This window comes from Streptococcus sp. 1449, from assembly GCF_013276805.1.
GTDB classification, from domain to species: Bacteria; Bacillota; Bacilli; order Lactobacillales; family Streptococcaceae; genus Streptococcus; species Streptococcus pseudopneumoniae.
Genome location: NZ_VMLS01000018.1, coordinates 26,082 through 47,928, shown reverse-complemented (window position 1 = coordinate 47,928; position 21,847 = coordinate 26,082). Strand labels below are relative to the sequence as shown.

Here is a 21,847-nt window from a genome sequence, read left to right as displayed (position 1 = left end):
TTTCATAGACTTTCTCCCCTTTAGGAGCCCCTGCATAAGGACGATAGAGGTAGCGGTCGATTCCTGTTTCATCAATATATACGATTGGTAAATCGTTTAGGTTATCCAAAATATCAAGAAACTCAGCGACTTTCTCTGGGTCTTGTTCCTTAAAGCTCGTCATCTTTTTTTGAAGTGACCTTCATCTGCTTTAAAGCTGCCCATACTGAAGGGACAGCACAATCAAAATGTGCCGCAATTTCCCGTAAAAAAGCATCTGGATGAGCCTCTACAAAGGCTTTCAATTCCTCTAAAGGAATCTTTCGGTTTTTGACGACTCGCTTTTTCCTCTCTAAGTGTCCTTGTTCACGTAAGTTCTTTTCCCACGTGAAGAGAGTTCTGACGCCAACATCAAAAACCTTGGCTGCCTCGACATGGCTGTGCCCCTCTTTGATGTAATCTAATGCTCGCTGTTTAAAATCTGTACTATATGCCATAGCTTTATTATAACATGCTTGTTTGAAACTAAGCAACTATATCACCAGTTTTAGATGGCTTTAACAGTGAAATTATCTCCTATTTGCCGAACTTAGTACAAATGAAAGCTATGCTAGAACAAGCCTTTACAGAGAACCATTACGAAAATACAATTCTCCATAGTGACCAAGGATGGCAATACCAACACGATTTCTATCGTCATTTTTTAAAGAATAAGGGAATCCAACCATCTATGTCACGTAAGGGTAACAGCCCAGACAATGGTATGATGGAGTCCTTCTTTGGGATTCTGAAATCGGAAATGTTTTACGGTTATGAGAAGTCGTTTCAATCGCTTAATCAATTGGAACAAGCTATTGTAGACTATATTGATTACTGCAACAATAAACGAATTAAGGTAAAACTAAAAGGACTTAGCCCTGTGCAATACAGAACTAAATCCTTTGCTTAAATTAATTGTCTAACTTTTTGGGATCAGTACATCAGTACATACACATAAAGGCGTTTTTGTTTGGGAATTACGTGATCTTGATGATATAATATAGAGAAATAAAATAAAAATAGGACAAATCAATCAGGACAATCAAATCAATTTCTAGTAATATTTTAGAAATCCAGATGTACTATTCTAGTTTCAATCTACTATATTTTAGCCCCCTCAATTTAATGAAGGGAGGTGTTGCCGATGTTAGAAACTTTACTCACAGTGTTTCTAGCTCTGTTACTTATTAACGTGTTATCTGAGCTTTTCAAGTTATGGCTTAAGAAACGTAAGAAGTAATGGTTAACCCTTTAAGAGGGTAGCAAAAAAACCATCGGTGGCACGGTGGGGCTTTTTAGTTACATATGCTGTAACTTTACTCACATTGTAAGTTCATTCTAACATATAACACCCAATATTTCAAGCTTTTGTTTTGATATTCCTCAGAGGTCATTCCGCAATCTTATAACACTGAATCCTGTGGTTTGAGTCCGCTCCACTGAAATTAGCACGCATGCATTCTACAGCAAAGAAATCAACTCTTTTCTAGGGGATTTCCGCCCTCATTTTTGTCTTTTGTGCTAAAATAGATTTATAAATTGAAAATAAGGAATGTTTATGAAATCAGGTAATGGTTTTTGGAAAGGCTGTCTCTATTTTTGGGGCTTCTTGTTCTTACTGGGCCTTTTGGTTCAATATGCTCTCCCACTTGCGGCTTGTGTCCTGCTAGGCTATGGTGGTTATCGTCTCTATAAACGTTGGCGCTATCCTCTTTTGCAGGATCGTTCGCTCGATGATCGGATTGAGCTTTTAAAAGCCAGGATTCGTCAGGCGGACAAGGATATTCAGCAATTGGAGGGAACTTTAGTAGAAAAAGGTTCAGATTCCTATAAGAGTCTGGCCAATCAAGTATTGATCGAACTGAGGGAAATCCATCAGGAGGCGGTTCGTCTCAAGTCCTATATCGATGCTGATATCTACAACCGTATTGACAAAAAGGTTCGTACAGTAAGGGCAAACATCGATGTTCAGCTAGAACGTTTGGATAGAGAAAGTCAGGTAGATCTTGAAAATGCGGAGCCAGAGGAATTAGCTCCAGAATTGTCCCAGACCTTGGCCAATATTGCCATTGACCATCAGGCCATTTTAGACAAGATTGCTACCTCGGCTGAGGGGGATAAGGAAGAATTGACGGCCATTCATAGTTTGAAGATGGAGAAATTCAAAACGATTTTAGAAGGCTATTTAAAGATTAAGGCCAATCCTAAAAACTATAATCGAGCAGAAGAACGTTTACAGCAAGCTAAAGCAGCTATCGAACAATTTGACCTTGAGCTGGACCAGGTGTTGAGAGAACTCAATGAAACAGATATGCGTGATTTTGATATTAGTTTGCGTATCCTAGAAAAAGATCGTAAAGAATAGGTTAGAAACAAAGGAGTAACCATGACAGAATTTAATTTTGATATTGACCAGATTGCCAATAATACGGTAGCTAAGGAGGATAAGACAACCCAAATCATCGAGACCAATACTGGCTCAGACAAGACCTTGACCTTCCTTGAGAAGCTGAGCCCTGAGCAACAAGAAGGGATCAAGGCGCACGTGCCCCAGTTGGTAGACCAGTTTGTCACCAATCAAAATGCTCTTTTGGATTTTGGCCAATCTGCTGTAGAAGGTGTGAACAATACGGTCAACCGTATCTTGTCAGAACAAAAGAAACTGCAGATTCCCCAAGTGGATGATCTTCTCAAGAATACCAACCGTGAGTTGCAAGGCTTTGTAGTCAAATACAAGAACGCTGAAATTGCTGAGTTAGAAGAAAAGCCAAACTTTTTGCAACGATTGTTTAACAAGAGCAAGAATACCCTACAGGAATTTTACTTTGACTCAAAAACAGTGGAGCAAAAGCTCGATGGTATGGCTGCCGCAGTGGTCAAGCAAGAAGATGTCTTAGCTCGAAATATCGTCTCTGCTGAGATGTTGATTGAGGACAATACCAAATCCATTGAAAATCTAGTGGGAGTGATTTCCTTTATCGAAGCCAGCCAGACAGAAGCTGGCAAACGCGCTGCCGAACTGAAAGCTCAAGCTGATCAACTCGATACAAGTACGGTAGAATACCAGACCAAATCACAAGAATTGGCCCGCATGGCAGAAGTGGTCAATACCCTAGAACAACAGCACACTGAGTATGTCAGCCGTCTCTATGTTGCCTGGGCAACAACACCTCAGATGCGCAATCTTGTGAAGGTGTCATCTGATATGCGCCAAAAATTGGGAATGCTTCGTCGTAATACGATTCCGACAATGAAACTTTCCATTGCCCAACTGGGTATTTTGCAACAATCCATGAAATCAGGTGTCGTGGCAGATGCCATTGTCAATGCCAATAATGCTGCCCTTCAGATGCTAGCTGAGACCAGCAAGGAAGTGATTCCGCAGATGGAAAGAATTGCCCAAAGCCCGACAGTCGCTGTTGAGTCTGTTACCAAATTGGCTGAAAGTCTGGTCGCTCAAAACCAAGGTATCGTCGCAGCTATTGAATTGGGACGCCAGAAACGTGCCCAACTAGAAACAACCATCGTCAAGTCCGCAGAAATGATCAACGATTCTGTCAAACTACGCGATGAGAAAATCGTCCAAGCCCTTCTCGACCAAGGCAAGGCTGCTCAGAAAGAAGTACAAGAATAATACACAAGGATGCTGGGAAAAACTCAATTTCAGGAGAAAATGAAGTAAATCTTTCTACAATAAAACACATAATATCAAGGTTGTATAATTCTTGATATTATGCGTTTTTTTGATTTCAAAGACTTTTTCTCCAGACTCTTGTGATTCTATATTTACCTTTTCTATTCTTTTTGCTTTTATGATAAGGCAGGTTATTTGAATTTTTTTTTAATTCATTAAGTACCGCTCTATTAGATTTTTTATCATCTTTTAATTCGAATTCTTTAGATTTATAAATCAAATAGTCTGAAAAATCTGGAAATAAGGCATTTGTTTCATAATTGTACTCTTTTAACTTTCGTAAAAGTTCTCTTTGAATTAATTCATAGTAGTCGCCAGAAATTCTTTCCTCTTGATTATTTTTATCAGAACCTGATTTGACAGACTTTCCTTCTAAAAATTTAATTACTCCGTCTAAATTTTTAGAAGATAGATCATCTTCTGGATTAGTATGATTAGAGCTTTGCTGATTTTTTAAAGACTTAATAGAGGCCTCTATATTAAATTTGATATTTAGAATAATTCTATCGATAGGTTTATAATTTTCTAATTCTATTTCATTTTTTTTAAAATTTATAAATTTAATAAGTTTATCAAAATTTATAAAAGCACCTTTTTGTGCCCGTATTCTCTTATTTGTAATTTTCTTATGAACTAAAGAAATTATTCCATTCTCACTATCATTGCTGGAGTCAATTTTATAGAACTCTAACTGAGGATTTTTTATTTTCCCAAAACCTAACATAAACAACATGGCTATGAATGGATTTTCGGAAATATCTAGTAGACTTGTTGGCAAACCATAATGTTGTAAGATAGCTAATTCATCAGCTCGGATATCTAACATTTCTTGATTTAAAGGGACATATTTAACTTCATCAGGAAATTCTCTAGAGATATTTAGATAAAGAGATTCAAAAGTGTTACAGTATTTATTTCCTTCACTATTTTGTAAATTTCTAAATATCCCTGGTACTGTTTCCCAATCCTCTCTTTGTCCCCTATAGTAATTATAGCCTTGTCTTTGAAACGATGTAATCATTTCTTTTATTAAGTAAAATAAACTCCATGAATTTTTTTCATCTTTATATCCTAATCCCGTACCTGCACTTAATAAATATTTATTGATATCATCGATTTCATCTTGCAATTTAGAGTTTTTATTTGTTGATGAGAGTTCTAGATTTTGAATTTTGTAAATTGGTGTTAAATCTTCCTGAGGTTGGTTTATTCCAATTATATTTATTACTATTTTAAAATCATTAAAGATTTTTGAATTCAGTTGATTTTTTATTTCTTCAGGGGATGAATAATAGGTCCCTAAATTTTCATAGAATTTATCCCTAAGTAACATAAAATTCTCCTTAAATGGACAATACACCCAAATTAATAAGTCTATATTTCATAGCCGGATTGGACACATTTAATTTTTCAGCAAGATAAGTAATAATAATTTCATCATTTAAAGTATCTAATTCCTCCCAGGTCATAGAATAATCTATTGCCATTCTATCGATTGCTTTTATGATTAACTTTTGCGGCATTAGTAGTTCTGCTGCAAACTGGTTAGCAGCTCTTTCTTTAGCATTCGCTACTGGTGTTTGTTCACGTTCAGAAATTCCTTCATGTTTTAACACAAAATGGCCTAATTCATGAGACTTAGTAAATCGTTGACGCTGTAGCGGTTCCAAAATATTAACATACATTTTTTTAGTGTCAGCATCATATTTTCCAGAATGCGAATCGAAGTATGTTTCTATAACCTCAATTCCTAATTCAGCAATAATTTTATCAATATCTATACTATATTCATCTGATTGAAGTTCAATGTCTGATATTACTTCTTTTTTATTGTCAAAATAAGACATAAAATCTGTTGAGTATAGTTCGCTATATTTATAGACTTTACACATTATAAATTCTCCTATTTATATTTTTTATTTTTATTAAAAAATTATGAATTATTCTAAGTTATCATGATACAAAAATAGTTTATATTACTATTCTAAACTAAAAAGATCTTTTAGTCTATAGATAGATTGAAAATTTAAGAAAGAAACTACCTTTACTCTGAAATAAGAGATAAAACCATGGGAAACCTTTTCACTACTAGTCTTTTATGATACAATAGAAGGAAGTAAAGGCGTTGTTTTTCGATCTTATCAACGCCTTGGATGAATGAAAAGGAAGAGTCCCTATGGTTTTCAGATTTAAGCAAATAACTAGCTTGTATATATATATATATATAAACTCGCGTTTTCATACCCATTTTCAAAACCTACCAATCTTTTTGGTAGGCTTTTTGCGTTGTAGAAATGGGGTATGAACATGGCTTACACGTTATCAAAAGAATTATAACAAGAACTCATCGTTTCAGCACCTGAGTTGCAGCCTAGTTATACTGCCATCGTAGAATACCTAGAAGCTATCAACCAGAAAGAAGCATCTGGAAGCAATTCTCAGGAACTCCAGAACCAGCTTGCTATTCAGCTGAGACGTTTAGAAGATTTGGTGCAGGGTTATATCCAAATAAAGAAGAACCCACATCACTACCTAGATGCAGATAAAGAATTGACGGAAGGCTATCAAGCCATTAAAGGGACAGAGCAAGATCTTCTCAAAAAATTGCAATATCTCAATCAAGCCGCCTTGCAGGATTTCCATATCAGCCAGAGACTCTCTCCCAAAGATGAGACTGCTATCCCTGTAGCAGGTAAAGCCAAAACCAAACAGGAATTGGCTATCGAGCGAGATTTGATCAACCGGTTGACAAAGGGAGAAAGTCAATGGGTGTATCGACCTGAGTTAAATACAGAAGACCTCCTATGGGGAAACTTTTTTGCCAAGCTGGAAGCCAATAATGTCCGCATTTTGCAAGACCATCCCCTTACAAATTCAGAGAAAAATCAAATTAAAAACCAGCTCAATTTCGTCAACTTCTACGAAGCAGCCAAGTGGATAGCAGGGGAAAATGGCATTGCCAAGGTGCAGGTTCAACGTGAAGATGCTAGTTTAGGCACCATTCGCTTGGAAGTCTTGTGGAGAAACAATGTCGCTGGTGGCAAATCCAGCTATGAGGTTGTCAATCAAGTCATCACAGGCGGAGAAGGGATTCGCCAGCGTCGTGGGGATGTGACTTTGCTGATCAATGGTCTGCCTATGATTCAGATTGAACTAAAAAGCCGTTCTCATCCTTACATGGATGCCTTCCGTCAGATTAAAAAATACGACCAAGAAGGACAGTTCAGAGGCATTTTTTCAAGTCTTCAGATGTTTATCGTCTCTAATGTCACAGACACCCGCTACATCGCAGCTGCCAAAGCCAACAAGCTAAATGAGCGCTTCTTGACCAAGTGGGTGGATAGTGAAAATAGACCTCAACCTCAACTATTTGACTTTGCAGAGTCTGTCTTGTCGATACCGAGAGCCCACGAGATGGTCATGCAGTATTCTGTCATTGATGATGACAAGAAGGCCTTGATTTTATTACGCCCCTATCAGGTACATGCCATTGAGGCTATCCGTGAAGCCAGTCGCAAGCGCCAGTCAGGCTATATTTGGCATACGACCGGTTCAGGAAAGACCCTGACCTCCTATAAGGTTTCGCGCAATCTGCTTCAGATACCATCTATTGAGAAGACAATCTTTGTGATTGATAGGACAGACCTTGACCAGCAGACGACTAGTTCTTTTCAATCTTACGCAGAGAACGATATGATCGATATCGACGAGACCGATGATACACAGGAATTGGTTAAAAATCTAGCTTCTGATGACCGCCGTGTCGTTGTGACGACCATCCAGAAAATCAATGCTATGATTCGTCAGTTTGATGAAGGCCGTCACCAAAAGGTCTACAATCGTATCAAACAACTCAAACTAGGCTTTGTTGTTGATGAATGCCATCGCGCAGTGACTCCTGAACGCCAGCGCCACCTAGAGCACTTCTTTACAAATTCTCTCTGGTATGGGTTTACAGGAACTCCTATCTTTACAGAAAATAAACGTGAACAAAAAGGAGACCTTGCTCAGACGACCGAAGAGCAGTACGGTGACTGCCTCCACCAATATACCGTCAAAGAAGCCATCCATGACAAGGCGGTTCTTGGTTTTAATGTGGAGTATCAGACGACCATGCCTGGTTGGGCAGAAGATGAGATTGACGAGGAGCGTTATGATGACGAAGGACATATGCTTGCCGTTTTAGATGCTATTCTCAATCGCTCAAGACGCAAACTCGGTTTCCAAAATGGGGTAGGAAAAACCTATGAAGCCATTTTGACTGTCAAAAGCATTGTCCGTGCGCAGGCCTATTATAACCTGATTAAGCAAGTCAAAAATGGAGAGAAGTCTCTAAGCATTTCGGAAAATGTTAAAAAGGTTTTGCCAGACTTCCCTAAGGTTGCCATTACTTACTCTGTGACAGAAAATGAAGCAAACTCCTATGTCAACCAAGCCTATATGGAGGAGAGTTTAGAAGACTACAATGCCATGTTTGGTACCCATTTTAGCCTAGCAACCATTGCATCCTACAATAGTGACCTCAACGACCGTCTGGCCCGTAAGAAAGAACGCTTTGCCTTCCGTGAGGAACAGTTGGACTTGGTTATCGTTGTGGACCGCTTGTTGACAGGCTTTGATGCCCCTTGCCTATCGACCCTATTCATGGACCGTCAGCCCATGAAACCCCAGCACATCATTCAGGCCTTTTCACGAACCAATCGCCTCTTTGATGAAGGCAAGAAATTCGGCCAAATCGTTACTTTCCAAACGCCTGACCGTTTTAAAGAAAAGGTGGATGAAGCTCTGAGCCTCTACTCAAATGGTGGCGAAAGCAGTGTTTTAGCCCCAGAATGGCAGGAGGAGAAGGCCAAGTTTCTGGAGAAGGTTCATCAACTATTAGCCATCGCTCCAAGTCCAGAGCAGGTGCCGGATTTGGATACAGCGACAGATGCAGAATTAAAACGCTTTGCCAAGGCCTTCCAAGAATTTGACAAGCTCCTATCTTCTATACAAGTCTATTCTGACTATGATGAGAAAGTCATCCTCAGAGAGATTGGATTTAGCCTAGAAGACATCGAGAACTTTGCCGGCCAATATCAAAATGTCATCGAAGAACTCCGCAGACGCAGAAAAGAAGACCAAGAAGATGAAGGTGTGCTGCTGGATATCGAGTATGAGCTCGAATCCATCCGCACCGACGAGATAAACTATCACTATATCCTCTCTCTCATCCAAGCCTTGATCGAAAATCGGGAAAACCTTATCGGTAAAAAGGAAAAGGGTCTGGTAGATAACTATATCGAAGATTTGAACAAATCCAATCCCAAGTTATCCAGCCTCATCTCCAAACTCTGGCAGAATGTCCAAGCAGATGCTAAGAGCTATCAGGGGCAGTCTGTGACCCATAAGTTGGATGAGATGATTGAGCTAACAACCCAGAAAAAGATTCGTGAAACGGCAGATTATTGGCAGATAGGAGAGGATGAACTCCAGTTCGTAGTGGACAACTACCGCATCGGACGAGACAAGCAAAATGGTGAAAAAGCCATTACGGAATCTCAGGACTATCTGGCCTATAAGGAAGCCCACGGAGACAAGGCACTACCAAAACTCAAATACAAAAAAGCCCTCAAAGAGGACTATATGCGCATGATTTCAGAGGATATCTTACCGCTAAGAGGGAGATAGGTTTATACTCTTCGAAAATCTCTTCAAACCACGTCAACGTCGCCTTGCCGTATATATGTGACTGACTTCGTCAGTCTTATCTGCAACCTCAAAACAGTGTTTTGAGCAGCCTGCAGCTAGTTTCCTAGTTTGCTCTTTGATTTTCATTGAGTATTAAAAATAGTCAGAAAGATAATGTTGGGAAGGTTTTCGACCAATTAGGGTCAAAATTCCCCTATCTTCAAGATGCAAGAAAGCATCCTTGACCTTTTTCTTAGAGTAATGATGGTTGGACTGATTGGCCAGTTGGATGATGCTTCTATCTTCTATACCATCTCTCTTATCATCAACAAAGAGCTTGGACTGAGCGAGTAGAAACAAGATGTATTTCTCGACTTCCTCCAGCCCTTCTGTCTGCTCTATCTTAACTTTATAGCGATTCAGTTGCTCTTGTTTTTCAAGGAGGGTTTGGATAATATTTTCCTGTCCTTCCTTGATAAAAGTCAACAAGGTTTCAACGAAGAAGGTAGCATCGGCACGGTTGAGATGATCGCCAGTATTCCTAAAAGCCTTATAATAGTCTTGCTTATGGTGATTGATTTGTTGGGACAAAACTAACCCTGAAAATTTATCGAGTTTTCTAGACAAGTACTTGGCAAGGATATAGCGTCCTGTCCGACCGTTACCGTCATAGAAGGGATGTATATTTTCAAAAAAATAGTGTCCAGCACAAGCCTTGACAAGGTTTGGGATAGAATGGTCGTTGATAAAACGAATCCACTCTGTCAGCATGACCTGAATCTGTTCCTCCTTTTGAGGTGGGATATAGATGACTTTGCCAGTCTTGTCGTCTTGGATAAAGACCGATTTCTGTCTAAAAAACTCTCCATCGAGTTCATCCTCTGGCGAGATTTCTCCTTGTGTTAATTGGTCATAAATCCCTCTGATATCTTCAAGAGATTGGATTTGGAGAAATTCATCCTTAAGGATTTGTTGGTACATTCGCAAGGTGGAAAGATGTTTGATTTGTTCGGTCTTATAGGGGTCTTCCTCTAGGAGTTTCTCCACATCGACCAACTCTTTACGAGTTGTATGGATACCTTCGATTTCATTTGTGGAAATAATCGATTGGTAGAGCTGTTCTTTATAAAACTGATCGTGGGCAATCTTAGGGAGGGTATCAGCTATTTCACTAATTCGTTGAGACTGCTGTGAAATAGTTTCCATCAGTTGGGAAATCCCTAGATGTAGGGTTACAAATAAAGGGTATTGACTTGTTTTGACAGTATCGCGTTGCATTAAATGAGGATAAAGAGATGTTCTAATGGAACTGTATCCTTGTAAGCGTAGTTGATACTCTTCCTCATACTGGTCACGATGACTGTAGTAGATTTTTCTAAGTTCTCTATAGTTCATATGTAGTCATCCTCGCATTTCAACGTTTTTTAACATTATATCACAAAATAAGCCTATCTATTGTTTCAAAATAGGCAAAATTGAAGAATAGAATAGCATAGTTTCCTATCTAAAGTGAAAAAATGGCCAAAATTGAACAATAGAAATGATAGATGGCAATCCTAAAGTGTAAAAATAGGTAAAATTGAAGAATAGAAATCAAAAAGAGAAAACCTAAAGTGTAGAAATAAGAAAATGGAGTAATAGAAAGGGGGGATAGAGTGGAGAAATTATTTATTATCGGAAATGGTTTTGATATGGCGCATGATTTGAAGACGAATTATCTATATTTCAAGAAGTTTGTTTATCAGCAGGCTTATGGAAAAGATGAACTGTTAGAGTCGTTGCAAAGTGAAAATGCCATAAAATTATATCTAAATAGAATTGATAAAGAAATATTGCTAGAAGAAATTGATGATGATACCATACCTGAAATGGAAATGGCACCAGATGGAGGAGATCTATATCCAGATGATGTAATTTTGTATAAGTTACTGTATCAGCTAATGAGTCAAATTACGGAAACTGAGAAATTTTGGTCTGATTTTGAAGAGAAATTAGCAGATTTTAATGAAGTGTCTATTGTTAATACAGATTGTATATATAACGCTAGAGATTTGGATGGCAGTATAATGGCTAGTAATGCTAATGAAATAGGAGAAACTCTAGCTAAATATGTATTATATTCTTTAAATAAATTATTTAAATTGTGGATAGAAGAAACATATTTTGAATGGACTGATAGAATTCTTAGAAATGGTGAAAATTCGTGTTATAAATTGTTAAAAGCTACAGTTTTGAAAAACTCTGATGCAACATTTCTAAATTTCAATTATACAAAAACGTTAGAGGATTTATATAGAATTCCTGAAGAGCAAGTTTTTCATTTACATGGAGTTATTGGTGGGGAAAAATTTATTTTTGGACATGGTTTTGATGATGAAGTAAGTGATTTCAATCCTCTAGATGTAGGAGCATATATGGAAGAAGTTGTTAATAAGTTAAAGAAACCAGTTGATAGTATATTAACTAATAATATACAGTTTTTCAAAAGTTTAAGCTCTATCAAAGAAATCTACTTCATTGGTTTTGGTATTCGGGATGAGGATGGAGTGGATGCTCCGTACTTTAAAGAAATTTTTAAACAGACACCGGATGTGAGCATTTATGTAGACCAGTTCGATAAGCAGAATGAATATACTATTAAGAAAACACTTAAGGCATGGGGGGCTCGTAAAGCTTATCAATTGCAATTTATAGATACAAATAAAGATGAAATAGTTGGAGGAGTAATATGACAAAAAAACCAAGTTATCGCTTTACGGGGTATACTGAAGTTTGGGAAGAGAAGAAGTTGGGAAATCTTGGGTCAGTTGAAATGTGTAGGAGGATTTTCAAAGAGGAAACTTCTGCGGAGTTTGAAATTCCTTTTTTCAAAATTGGTACTTTTGGAGGGGAAGCTGATACTTATATAACTAGAGAAAAATTTGAAGAATATAAAACAAAATTTGCTTATCCTCAAAGAGGAGATTTACTGTTATCTGCTTCAGGAAGTATTGGCCGCGTTGTTGAGTACGATGGAGATGAAGCTTACTACCAAGATTCAAATATTGTTTGGTTGAATCACCATGGTAAAATTAACAACAAGTTTCTTAAAGCTTTTTATAAGATTGTATCTTGGTCAGGAATTGAAGGAACTACAATAAAAAGATTATACAATAAGAATATTTTAGAGACAGATATTTCCCTCCCCTCCCTCTCCGAGCAAACTGCCATTGGTTCTTTCTTCCAAGATATTGACCAGCTTATTAGCCTTCAACAGCGTAAGTTAGAGGTGCTCAAAGAGCAGAAGAAAACTTACCTCAAGCTCCTCTTCTCAGCCAAAGGACAAACCAAACCAGCCCTTCGCTTCGCAGGATTTGAAGATGAGTGGAAGGAAGTGAAGTTGGGGGGAATTGGTGAAATTCAAACGGGTAATACTCCGCCTACTAATGAAGAAGATAATTACGAAAAAAATGGATTTCCATGGGTCACACCTACTGATATTAATTCATTGGTGCTTCAAACGACCTCAAAACAATTATCAGAAGTAGGTAAATCCAAAGCTAGAATTGCTAAGTCTGGTTCAATATTGGTAACATGTATTGCGAGTATTGGGAAAAATACATTAGTTAGAACTGATTCGGCTTTTAATCAACAAATTAATTCATTGACGCCTAGTGAAAAATATTCATCGTATTTTTTATTAACACAATCTGAAATTTGGTCAAGATACATGCTCAGTGTAGCAGGTGCAGGAACGATGCAAATTATTAATAAAAGTGACTTTTCAAATATTAAGACTATGGTACCCACTCTCCCTGAACAAGAAGTCATCGGTTCTTTCTTCCAAGACCTAGACAAGGCCATTGCCAAGCAAGAGGAAAAAGTTAACCAGCTCAAAGAAAGCAAACAAACCCTACTCAGAAAAATGTTTATATAAGATACAAAGACCGTCAAAAGCCCAGTAAAAATAGGGAACTGGCGCAGTCTTCGATGAAAACCAGACAGTTTATCTTTTTTACCCAGCTTTTAGGTCGTGTTCAATTATATAAGATACAAAGACCGTCAAAAGCCTAATAAAAATAGGAAACTGGGACAGTCTTCGATGAAGACTAGACAGTTTATCTTTTTACCCAGCTTTTAGGTCGTGTTCAATTCCATACGATACCGAGACCATAAAAAGCTACACCAAACGAATGAAAGTAGAAATTGATAGGAGACCCTATGTCACAAACAGATTTATCAAGAGAACTCTACCAATCCCTCTGGAATGCGGCAGATATCCTGCGTGGCCAGATGGAAGCCAATGAATATAAGTCCTACCTCTTGGGCTTGATTTTCTACAAATATCTATCCGACAACATCCTCCAATCCGTCTGCGATAATTTGGACGAGCCCTTTGAGTCCTTCCAGCAAGCCCAGCTTCTCTACGAGGAAAACTTTGCGGATGCAGATGTCCGTGAAGACCTCATCGAGGTCTTAAATGACGAGTTGGGCTATGTGATTGAGCCTTCTCTAACCTTCACCAAGCTGGTTCAGTCTATCCATGAAGGAACCTTCCAACTAGAATCCCTAGCCCAAAGTTTCCGTGATATCGAGCAGGCCAATGAAAAATTTGAAAATCTCTTCGAAGATATCGACCTCTATGCGAAAAAGCTAGGAAACACCCCACAAAAGCAAAACAAGACCATCTCTGAGGTTATGAAACAGCTCAACGACCTCAATGTGTCTGGTCATGCTGGTGATATCTTGGGTGATGCTTATGAGTACTTGATTGGCCAGTTTGCCAGTGATTCTGGGAAAAAGGCTGGAGAGTTCTATACACCTCAAGCAGTCTCTCACCTCATGACCCAGATTGTCTTTGCAGGGCGGGAACATCAAAAGGGGATGTCAGTTTACGACCCGACCATGGGTTCTGGATCTCTCTTGCTCAATGCCAAGCGCTATAGTAAGGAAGCTTCGACGATTTCTTACTACGGTCAGGAGTTGATTACTTCGACCTTCAACCTTGCTCGCATGAATATGATGCTTCATGGGGTCGCGATTGAGAACTATCACCTCAGTAACCACGATACCCTAGATGAAGATTGGCCGACTACCGAGCCAACAGACTTTGATGGGGTTTTGATGAACCCACCCTATTCACTGAAGTGGTCAGCAGATAGTGGCTTCCTGCAAGATCCTCGCTTTTCAAGTTATGGAGTTCTTGCACCTAAGTCAAAAGCAGATTTTGCCTTCCTTCTTCACGGCTTTTACCACCTCAAGCATAATGGGGTCATGGCCATTGTCCTTCCCCACGGAGTCCTTTTCCGAGGAGCAGCCGAGCAGAAGATTCGCCAGCACCTGCTAGAAGAAGGCGCTATTGATACAGTTATCGGCTTGCCAGCAAATATCTTCTACAATACCTCTATTCCGACAACCATTATTATCCTTAAAAAGAATCGCACCAATAAGGATGTCTTCTTTATCGATGCTTCAAAAGAGTTTGAAAAAGGGAAAAATCAAAACAATATGACCGAAGACCATATTGCCAAGATTTTGGAGACCTATCAAAAACGCGAGAATGTCGAGAAGTTTGCTCATCTAGCCAGCTTTGAAGAAATTGTCGAAAATGACTATAACCTCAACATTCCACGCTATGTCGATACCTTTGAGGAAGAACCCGTTGTTCCTCTAGCCGACCTCGCAGACCAGCTCGCAGAGATTGATAAAGAGATTGGAGAGGTAGAAGCCAGACTCGCACACATGCGCAGCCAACTAGTAGGCACAACACCAGAAGCCCAAGCAGAATTAACCGCCTATCTCGAAAAGTTGAAAGAGATTTAGAGACTTGTGAGAATACTCTGCTAAAAATTTAGAAAAATAAAATGACAGTAGAAAATCTATTGTCATTTTTGTTATTGATTATTTAAGTAAAAATCGAATTAGAACTAAACTAAAAGGATTCAGTCCTATCAAATACAGAATTTAATCCTTAACATAAAGATAATGACTAACTTTTTGAGAAGTGATGTTATTTTTCTAAAACAAAATAAGTAAAGTGTGTATTATTTTCGTGAAGTAAAAACGGNNCCGTTTTTACTTCACGAAAGAAAGTAGAAGTGAAGCAAAACGAAGATGAGCTTCAATATAAAATTATTGAACTATTCTTAGCAGGTGTGGACAAAAGTAAGTACGATTTCTTTGAGCAGAGTCTGTTGAAAGAAATTCTTCATCAATTAATTTATTTAATAATGTATATACAGTACGTTCAGAGATACTAAGGTGTTTGCTGACTTGTTTTGCTTTAAAAATTGGAGAAGAGAAAATGAAATCAAGAAGTTGAATACCAGAGACAGAATTCAATTTTGGTATTATTTCTTCTTTCATCTTATTATAAAGGTTTAAGATATCCTGTGCCTTTTTTGTACTCTCTTCTGCTGAGAAAATTACTCCTTCCAAATAGTATTTAAACCAATCTTTCCAGTTATTATTTTTAGAGATGTTTGATAAATGAGAGATATATAGTGATCGATCACTTTCAAAATATGAACTCATGTAAAATGTAGGATAAGATAGCAATTCTTGGTAGTAAAGAAACAGTGGGATTAACAATCTTCCTATTCGACCATTACCATCTTCGAATGGATGAATCATTTCAAATTGAGCATGTACAATAGCTGATTGAACTAATAAGTCTAAATCATCATGATGCATGTATTGTTCTAAATTGGACATATACTCCGTAGTTTGTTCTGGCGGAACTGGTGTGTAAGAGATAGTTGCTCTACTTCCAATGTAATTTTGAGTTCTTTTAAAATTTCCTGGATTCTTGCTGCTTCCTCTAACGTTATCCAATAGAATTTTATGCATCTCTTTTATTATTCTATTAGATAATGGTAACCCTCTAGAGTTATTGTCATTAATTGTAGTAATATTTTCGAGAGCATAAAAAAGTGCTTTTCGATAATTAATAATTTCATGTAGTTCATCACGTTCTATATCAACCTTATTACCTGCTTCGTAATTTAGTAGGTCTTCTAGAGTTGCATGAGTACCTTCAAGTTTTGAGGAAAGGACGGCTTCTTGGCTGAGCAATGGTGAAATTAGTAGCATTGGATTGATAATAGATGATAAAAATCCTTCATAGGTTCCAATAGCTATACCTGCTTTAGAAACTAATCTAATTATTTGTGGATCTGTATATATTGAAGTATAGTCAAATGGAAGTTTTTCTGGTAAATAGGGTTTAGGTATGTTTTTAAATGTATTATTCATGTTTATAATTCCTATTAAAATTTTTTCTCAATATTTTTATTATAGAAAGCCAATGTAGTGAGTGACTATAACCTGTACTTGAATTATATTTCTAAGGTATATTGACAAGTATATGAAAATCAAGTAAAAAAGTAAACTGGATTGTCAATTTAAATCTTTGATTTTATGATATTTTTTAAAATAGTAATGTAAATATTTTTAGAGTTTAAGTTTGATTAAAAGTGTGTATCTTCATTAAGTATAGATTGAAAGGATTAATGTTGAACAATTTTAATGAGATGCTAAAAACGGAATATAAATGTTTGTTTTATTTCATTATAACACAGAGATAAGAAAAAATAGATAGTGAGACGAGTTTAAATAGGATTACTCGTTATGAAATGTTAATTACTTTTGATGGCTTAACAAATATTATCAATAATGTAGTCATTCGAATGATTCTCATTGCAATGTACTGAAATTAACAAAAAGAAAAAACGCTTGAATCAGCGTTTTTCTTCTGTATTGATTCGTATTGAATGCTTACTTCACTTCTGTAAACACAACGTGTTTGCGAAGTTTTGGTGAGTATTTCTTCAATTGAAGACGGTCTGGAGTGTTACGTTTGTTTTTAGAAGTAAGGTACAAGCGTTCACCAGATTCTTTGTGTTCAAGTGTAATATTTACGCGCATGGTATCTCCCTTCTATTATTCAGCTGATGCAGCTTTAGCGATTTTACGTCCTTTGTAGTATCCTTTAAGTGATACACGGTGAGAACGTGAGTAATCTCCAGTAGTTTCGTCAAAGTTTACAGATGGAGCTGTTACTTTGTAGTGTGTACGACGTTTGTTTTTCTTCGCTTTTGAAGTGCGACGTGCAGGTACTGCCATTTTGATTTCTCCTTTAGGTATTTATATTCGATTCAATCTACTGATTTTCATCAACCATACTAGGATAACACATTTTTTTTGTAAAGTAAAGTTACTTGACAAAAAAAGATGAAAAAATTCTCCTGTCAGACCTAGCAGACAGGAGAAGGTGTTAAATATCAATTTCAAATGGTTCGTCAATGGTTTCTGATACGTATTTTCCGTCTTTCTTCCGTTGTTTGACACATTCTGTGAGGAGATATTCGATTTGCCCATTGACTGAACGAAAGTCATCTTCTGCCCATGATGTGAGTGCAGCGTATAACTTTGTTGAGAGTCGAAGGGGGATCTGCTTTTTTTTAGCTTCAACCATCTTTAGTAAAGACTTCCCGTGTTGACAATTGGTTGTGCATCATGATTGCCACAAAGAACGACAAGGAGATTTGAAACCATGGCAGCTTTTCGTTCTTCGTCAATCTCTACCAATTCCCCTTCATTGAGCCGTTCCAGTGTCGTTTCAACCATTCCCATTATTTGATATCTAAATGATATCACTTTGTTTTTAAAAGTCAATAGAAAGTTGAAAATAATCACTAAAAACTTTCAGCCCAATAATTTCTTTTAAAAGGTGAGATTATATTGTGCTCAAATACTCTTTTATTCTTATAATTTTTACACTATAATTGTAGTTAGAAAGGAAGAGAAATGTTTGATTATAGAGCACTAGTTATTTTGATGACTTTGATGGATCATTGTGAGCTATCATTATATGAATTATCTGTTAAGGTGAGCTTACCTATAAAGGAAGTCAAAGAAGGAATAGATTATTTAGTGCCTTATCTAGCTAATAAAGGGATAGTGCTGGATAAAAAACAAGGTCGCTATAGTTTATCAAATCGTACGAAGCAGTCTTTGACAGATATTATTAAGTCGGATGAATTGGTTTTACCAAAGTCGACTCGCTTAGCTTTAATCTATCTTTACACTTTTTGCCGATTAGATTTTATATCGAATAATCATTACCAAGACTTTTTGAAAGTAAGTAAGAATACAACCTTATCTGATATTCAATCATTAAGAAAGATTATGTTAGATAATGATTTGGAGCTAGGGTACAGTAGAGCAAAAGGTTATACTTTACACGGTTCAGAGTGGAATAAGCACCGCTTAGCTTTTCAAATGGTTAGTGAGTTGCTGGAATCCTCCATAGGGATTTGGGGTTTGGATTATGTTTTATCCAGTTGGGGGTATTCATTAACTTATGATTTGATAAATCAGGTAGTTAAAGATTATTATGAGAAGCTACAGCTAGTACCTATTGTTAATCAATTAAAAGTTTGCCTTTTCGGTTTAGTATTCATTCTGTGTAGGTATCAAAGGGATGTTGAAAGAGTATGTCTTTCAGAGACATTAGTATCTCCTGTTATTCAAGATATAACCACTATTTTATTGGATACAGTGGTTGATTTGGGAATTATAGATACGGTGTTTTCTGAGGATGATTATCGCTATATCACAGTTTTATTATCAAGTTGCTTTGAAGGTGAAGTAGATGTTGCTCCGGTTTACTTTAATCAATTAACAGAGGCTATTATAAGTAGAATGGAAGATATTTCTTTGTTACATTTTAAACAAAGGGAAGGATTGAGAGAAAATCTTCGCCGCCACCTTATACCGGCTTACTATAGACTAAAGTTCGGCCTACCTAGTTCAAATGAATATGTATTGCATGTTAAAGAACATTATCCTGATTTATTTGAATTAGTCAAAGATTCTTTGATGCCCTTGATGGACGCTATTGACAATCCCATACCTGATAGTGAAACAGCATATTTTGTTATCCATTTCGGAGGTTATTTAAAGAAAGCAGATACTTTGCCTCAAAAATGGTATAAAGCAGCAATCATTTGTCCTAATGGTGTTAGTTCTTCATTGATGTTAAAAGAGAATCTATTAGCATTATTTCCTCAAATTGAGTTTATAGGAACCTCAAAGATTGATGATTTACAGGTGAAAGCTAGTAGTGACTATGATATGGTTTTTTCTACCATAAAGGTGGAGACAGAAAAGCCAAATTATCTAGTTTCGGTTATGATGACTGAAGAGCAAGCAATACAACTAGTAGAACTAGTGTTAAAAGATTTTCCGAATTTAGAGTATGGAGATTTTGAGATTGAACAAATCCTGAATATTGTCAAAAGATATGGAATTATTACACAAGAATTGGAATTAAGATTGGCGTTAAAGAATTATCTTTATCAAAAAAATGATAGAAAGGAAATTGTACCAGTGCTAGAACAACTTATTACCAAAGAAACCTATCAGGTTAGTTCGCAAAAATTAGGATGGAAGGAGGCGATTCGTTTAGCAGCTAAACCGCTTTTGGATCAACATAAGGTAACTGAGAACTATCCTGAGGCAATGATTCGAAAAGTAGAAGAGTTTGGGCCTTTTATTAATTTAGGGAAGGGAGTAGCAATTCCTCACGCTCGGCCAGATGAAGGTGTGAATGAAATAGGAATGTCAATGTTAGTTTTGGAAGAACCGATTTATTTATTGGACAATCCAGAACAAGAGGTAAGATTGTTGATTTGTATTGCAGCCATTGATAATGAGAGTCATTTAAAGGCTTTGTCACATTTAACAACAATTTTAAGAGATAAAAATCATGTTCAAACTTTAATATCATCAAAAAACTATGATGACATTAAAATGATAATTAAACAGGAGGATTAGATAATGTTAAAAATTGGTACAGCTTGTGGTTCAGGATTAGGTTCAAGTTTTATGGTACAGATGAATATTGAATCTGTATTGAGTGATTTGAATGTTTCGGATGTAGAAGTTGAACATTATGATTTAGGTGGAGCAGATCCAAATGCAGCTGATATTTGGATTGTTGGTCGTGATCTAGCTGATTCAGCTAGTCATCTTGGAGATGTTCGTATCTTAAATAGTATTATTGATATGGACGAACTACGAGAATTAATTACTAAAATTTGTGAAGAAAAAGGACTTATATAGGAGGCTAGCGTCATGATGAAGTTCATATTGGATATTGTTAGTACACCAGCTATTTTAGTAGCTTTAATTGCAATCTTAGGATTAGTTCTTCAGAAGAAGAAATTACCTGATATTATTAAAGGTGGAATTAAGACCTTTGTTGGTTTCTTAGTTGTATCTGGTGGTGCAGGAATTGTACAAAATTCTTTGAATCCATTTGGTACCATGTTTGAACATGCTTTTCATTTATCTGGCGTTGTGCCGAATAATGAAGCAATTGTAGCTGTAGCTTTAACAACATATGGCTCAGCTACTGCAATGATTATGTTTGCAGGCATGGTGTTCAATATCTTAATCGCTCGTTTTACTCGATTTAAATATATCTTTTTAACAGGGCACCACACTCTATATATGGCGTGTATGATTGCGGTCATTTTATCAGTTGCTGGCTTTACTAGCTTGCCTCTTATCTTACTAGGAGGATTAGCACTCGGTATTATTATGAGTATTTCCCCAGCATTTGTGCAAAAATATATGGTTCAATTAACTGGAAATGACAAGGTGGCTTTAGGTCATTTCAGTTCTTTGGGATATTGGTTGAGTGGTTTTACTGGTAGCCTTATCGGTGACAAATCAAAATCAACAGAGGACATTAAATTTCCAAAGAGTTTAGCTTTTTTACGTGATAGCACTGTTAGTATTACTTTATCCATGGCAGTTATTTACATTATTGTAGCTATCTTTGCAGGGTCAGAATATATAGAAAAAGAAATCAGTAGTGGTACAAGTGGTCTAGTTTATGCTTTACAATTAGCAGGTCAATTTGCAGCAGGGGTATTTGTTATTTTAGCAGGTGTTCGCCTTATTTTGGGTGAAATTGTTCCAGCCTTTAAAGGTATTTCAGAGCGTCTTGTACCTAATTCAAAACCTGCTTTGGATTGTCCGATTGTTTATACTTATGCACCCAATGCAGTTCTAATTGGATTTATCTCTAGTTTTGTTGGTGGTTTAGTAAGTATGGCAATTATGATTGCTTCAGGAACGGTTGTTATCTTACCAGGCGTTGTGCCTCATTTCTTCTGTGGAGCGACTGCAGGTGTCATTGGGAATGCATCTGGTGGTGTTCGTGGAGCCACTATTGGAGCATTTTTACAAGGTATTTTAATCAGTTTTCTTCCAGTCTTTTTAATGCCAGTTTTGGGAGGACTTGGTTTCCAAGGATCAACTTTCTCAGATGCAGATTTTGGTCTATCAGGAATTATTTTAGGAATGTTAAATCAATTTGGTTCACAAGCAGGCATTGTGATTGGTCTTGTTCTTATTCTAGCAGTTATGTTTGGAGTATCCTTTATTAAAAAGCCATCTGCAAAGGAGGAGTAA

General features: G+C 37.0%; 16 protein-coding genes and 3 pseudogenes. 10 read left to right on the top strand and 9 right to left on the bottom strand.

What is annotated here, in order from left to right; translation table 11 throughout:
• Positions 1–476: pseudogene (locus HT687_RS05675) on the bottom strand (IS630 family transposase); the annotation flags it as partial.
• 38 nt (positions 477–514) lie between these two features.
• On the opposite strand from HT687_RS05675, the pseudogene HT687_RS05670 reads away from it, so the two are divergent.
• The 3 genes and pseudogenes from HT687_RS05670 to HT687_RS05660 form a co-directional block, all read left to right on the top strand.
• Positions 515–928: pseudogene (locus tag HT687_RS05670) on the top strand (IS3 family transposase); the annotation flags it as partial.
• Positions 929–1,576: 648 nt separating this feature from the next.
• Positions 1,577–2,383, top strand: coding sequence for a hypothetical protein (locus HT687_RS05665; protein ID WP_023935424.1), 807 nt, complete (start codon positions 1,577–1,579; stop codon positions 2,381–2,383).
• Positions 2,384–2,404: 21 nt separating this feature from the next.
• The gene (locus HT687_RS05660) at positions 2,405–3,652 is read left to right on the top strand and encodes a toxic anion resistance protein (protein WP_023933400.1); all 1,248 of its coding nucleotides are present in this window, start codon (positions 2,405–2,407) and stop codon (positions 3,650–3,652) included.
• 115 nt (positions 3,653–3,767) lie between these two features.
• Here the strand turns inward: HT687_RS05660 and HT687_RS05655 are convergent, their stop codons facing one another.
• A complete protein-coding gene (locus HT687_RS05655) occupies positions 3,768–5,045 on the bottom strand; it encodes an FRG domain-containing protein (protein ID WP_023935422.1) in 1,278 nt (425 codons plus the stop codon).
• Between the two features lie 10 nt (positions 5,046–5,055).
• The gene (locus HT687_RS05650; protein WP_000335401.1) at positions 5,056–5,604 is read right to left on the bottom strand and encodes an ImmA/IrrE family metallo-endopeptidase; all 549 of its coding nucleotides are present in this window, start codon (positions 5,602–5,604) and stop codon (positions 5,056–5,058) included.
• Between the two features lie 787 nt (positions 5,605–6,391).
• On the opposite strand from HT687_RS05650, the gene HT687_RS05645 reads away from it, so the two are divergent.
• Positions 6,392–9,382 (top strand): type I restriction endonuclease subunit R, encoded by a 2,991-nt coding sequence (locus HT687_RS05645; protein ID WP_031233415.1) that lies wholly within the window; start codon positions 6,392–6,394, stop codon positions 9,380–9,382.
• A gap of 153 nt (positions 9,383–9,535) precedes the next feature.
• Here the strand turns inward: HT687_RS05645 and HT687_RS05640 are convergent, their stop codons facing one another.
• Positions 9,536–10,777, bottom strand: coding sequence for a Fic family protein (locus tag HT687_RS05640; RefSeq protein WP_023935418.1), 1,242 nt, complete (start codon positions 10,775–10,777; stop codon positions 9,536–9,538).
• A gap of 260 nt (positions 10,778–11,037) precedes the next feature.
• Here HT687_RS05640 and HT687_RS05635 point away from each other — a divergent pair, with 260 nt between their 5' ends.
• The 3 genes from HT687_RS05635 (at position 11,038) to HT687_RS05625 (ending at position 15,184) form a co-directional block, all read left to right on the top strand.
• Positions 11,038–12,114 carry an AbiH family protein gene (locus tag HT687_RS05635; RefSeq protein WP_023935416.1) on the top strand — a complete coding sequence of 359 codons (1,077 nt, stop codon included), beginning with the start codon at positions 11,038–11,040 and terminating at the stop codon, positions 12,112–12,114.
• Positions 12,111–13,298 (top strand): restriction endonuclease subunit S, encoded by a 1,188-nt coding sequence (locus HT687_RS05630; RefSeq protein WP_023935414.1) that lies wholly within the window; start codon positions 12,111–12,113, stop codon positions 13,296–13,298. Before HT687_RS05635 ends, HT687_RS05630 begins: the two co-directional genes overlap by 4 nt.
• Before the next feature lie 284 nt (positions 13,299–13,582).
• On the top strand, positions 13,583–15,184 hold the full coding sequence (locus HT687_RS05625; protein ID WP_023935412.1) for a type I restriction-modification system subunit M: 1,602 nt from the start codon (positions 13,583–13,585) through the stop codon (positions 15,182–15,184).
• A gap of 309 nt (positions 15,185–15,493) precedes the next feature.
• Here the strand turns inward: HT687_RS05625 and HT687_RS05620 are convergent, their stop codons facing one another.
• The 5 genes and pseudogenes from HT687_RS05620 to HT687_RS05600 form a co-directional block, all read right to left on the bottom strand.
• Positions 15,494–16,615, bottom strand: a complete 1,122-nt coding sequence (locus HT687_RS05620; RefSeq protein ID WP_023933410.1) for a Fic family protein — start codon at positions 16,613–16,615, stop codon at positions 15,494–15,496.
• A 522-nt stretch (positions 16,616–17,137) separates the two neighbouring features.
• A complete protein-coding gene (rpmG, locus tag HT687_RS05615) occupies positions 17,138–17,287 on the bottom strand; it encodes a 50S ribosomal protein L33 (RefSeq protein WP_001265622.1) in 150 nt (49 codons plus the stop codon).
• Between the two features lie 15 nt (positions 17,288–17,302).
• Positions 17,303–17,485 (bottom strand): 50S ribosomal protein L32, encoded by a 183-nt coding sequence (gene rpmF / locus HT687_RS05610; protein WP_000290417.1) that lies wholly within the window; start codon positions 17,483–17,485, stop codon positions 17,303–17,305.
• A 151-nt stretch (positions 17,486–17,636) separates the two neighbouring features.
• Positions 17,637–17,837 (bottom strand): PTS ascorbate transporter subunit IIC, encoded by a 201-nt coding sequence (locus HT687_RS05605; protein WP_000228848.1) that lies wholly within the window; start codon positions 17,835–17,837, stop codon positions 17,637–17,639.
• Positions 17,838–17,839: 2 nt separating this feature from the next.
• A pseudogene (locus tag HT687_RS05600) lies at positions 17,840–17,995 on the bottom strand (hypothetical protein); the annotation flags it as partial.
• A gap of 174 nt (positions 17,996–18,169) precedes the next feature.
• Between HT687_RS05600 and HT687_RS05595 the strand changes: the two are divergent.
• Genes HT687_RS05595 through HT687_RS05585 form a run of 3 tightly spaced genes read left to right on the top strand, consistent with a single transcriptional unit; the run spans position 18,170 to position 21,847 of the window.
• Positions 18,170–20,200, top strand: coding sequence for a BglG family transcription antiterminator (locus tag HT687_RS05595; RefSeq protein ID WP_023935391.1), 2,031 nt, complete (start codon positions 18,170–18,172; stop codon positions 20,198–20,200).
• 3 nt (positions 20,201–20,203) lie between these two features.
• Positions 20,204–20,488 (top strand): PTS sugar transporter subunit IIB, encoded by a 285-nt coding sequence (locus HT687_RS05590; RefSeq protein WP_000912474.1) that lies wholly within the window; start codon positions 20,204–20,206, stop codon positions 20,486–20,488.
• Positions 20,489–20,500: 12 nt separating this feature from the next.
• Positions 20,501–21,847: a PTS ascorbate transporter subunit IIC gene (locus tag HT687_RS05585; protein ID WP_000975299.1), complete on the top strand. Its 1,347-nt coding sequence runs from the start codon at positions 20,501–20,503 to the stop codon at positions 21,845–21,847.

Excerpts from the sequence above, each read along its gene's own strand:
- HT687_RS05665 (WP_023935424.1), top strand. The coding sequence starts at position 1,577 with ATGAAATCAGGTAATGGTTTTTGGAAAGGCTGTCTCTATTTTTGGGGC.
- HT687_RS05630 (WP_023935414.1), top strand. The coding sequence starts at position 12,111 with ATGACAAAAAAACCAAGTTATCGCTTTACGGGGTATACTGAAGTTTGG.
- HT687_RS05590 (WP_000912474.1), top strand. The coding sequence starts at position 20,204 with ATGTTAAAAATTGGTACAGCTTGTGGTTCAGGATTAGGTTCAAGTTTT.
- HT687_RS05660 (WP_023933400.1), top strand. The coding sequence starts at position 2,405 with ATGACAGAATTTAATTTTGATATTGACCAGATTGCCAATAATACGGTA.
- HT687_RS05585 (WP_000975299.1), top strand. The coding sequence starts at position 20,501 with ATGATGAAGTTCATATTGGATATTGTTAGTACACCAGCTATTTTAGTA.
- rpmF (WP_000290417.1), bottom strand. The coding sequence starts at position 17,485 with ATGGCAGTACCTGCACGTCGCACTTCAAAAGCGAAGAAAAACAAACGT.
- HT687_RS05605 (WP_000228848.1), bottom strand. The coding sequence starts at position 17,837 with ATGGTTGAAGCTAAAAAAAAGCAGATCCCCCTTCGACTCTCAACAAAG.
- HT687_RS05620 (WP_023933410.1), bottom strand. The coding sequence starts at position 16,615 with ATGAATAATACATTTAAAAACATACCTAAACCCTATTTACCAGAAAAA.
- HT687_RS05640 (WP_023935418.1), bottom strand. The coding sequence starts at position 10,777 with ATGAACTATAGAGAACTTAGAAAAATCTACTACAGTCATCGTGACCAG.
- rpmG (WP_001265622.1), bottom strand. The coding sequence starts at position 17,287 with ATGCGCGTAAATATTACACTTGAACACAAAGAATCTGGTGAACGCTTG.
- HT687_RS05655 (WP_023935422.1), bottom strand. The coding sequence starts at position 5,045 with ATGTTACTTAGGGATAAATTCTATGAAAATTTAGGGACCTATTATTCA.
- HT687_RS05650 (WP_000335401.1), bottom strand. The coding sequence starts at position 5,604 with ATGTGTAAAGTCTATAAATATAGCGAACTATACTCAACAGATTTTATG.
- HT687_RS05595 (WP_023935391.1), top strand. The coding sequence starts at position 18,170 with ATGTTTGATTATAGAGCACTAGTTATTTTGATGACTTTGATGGATCAT.
- HT687_RS05625 (WP_023935412.1), top strand. The coding sequence starts at position 13,583 with ATGTCACAAACAGATTTATCAAGAGAACTCTACCAATCCCTCTGGAAT.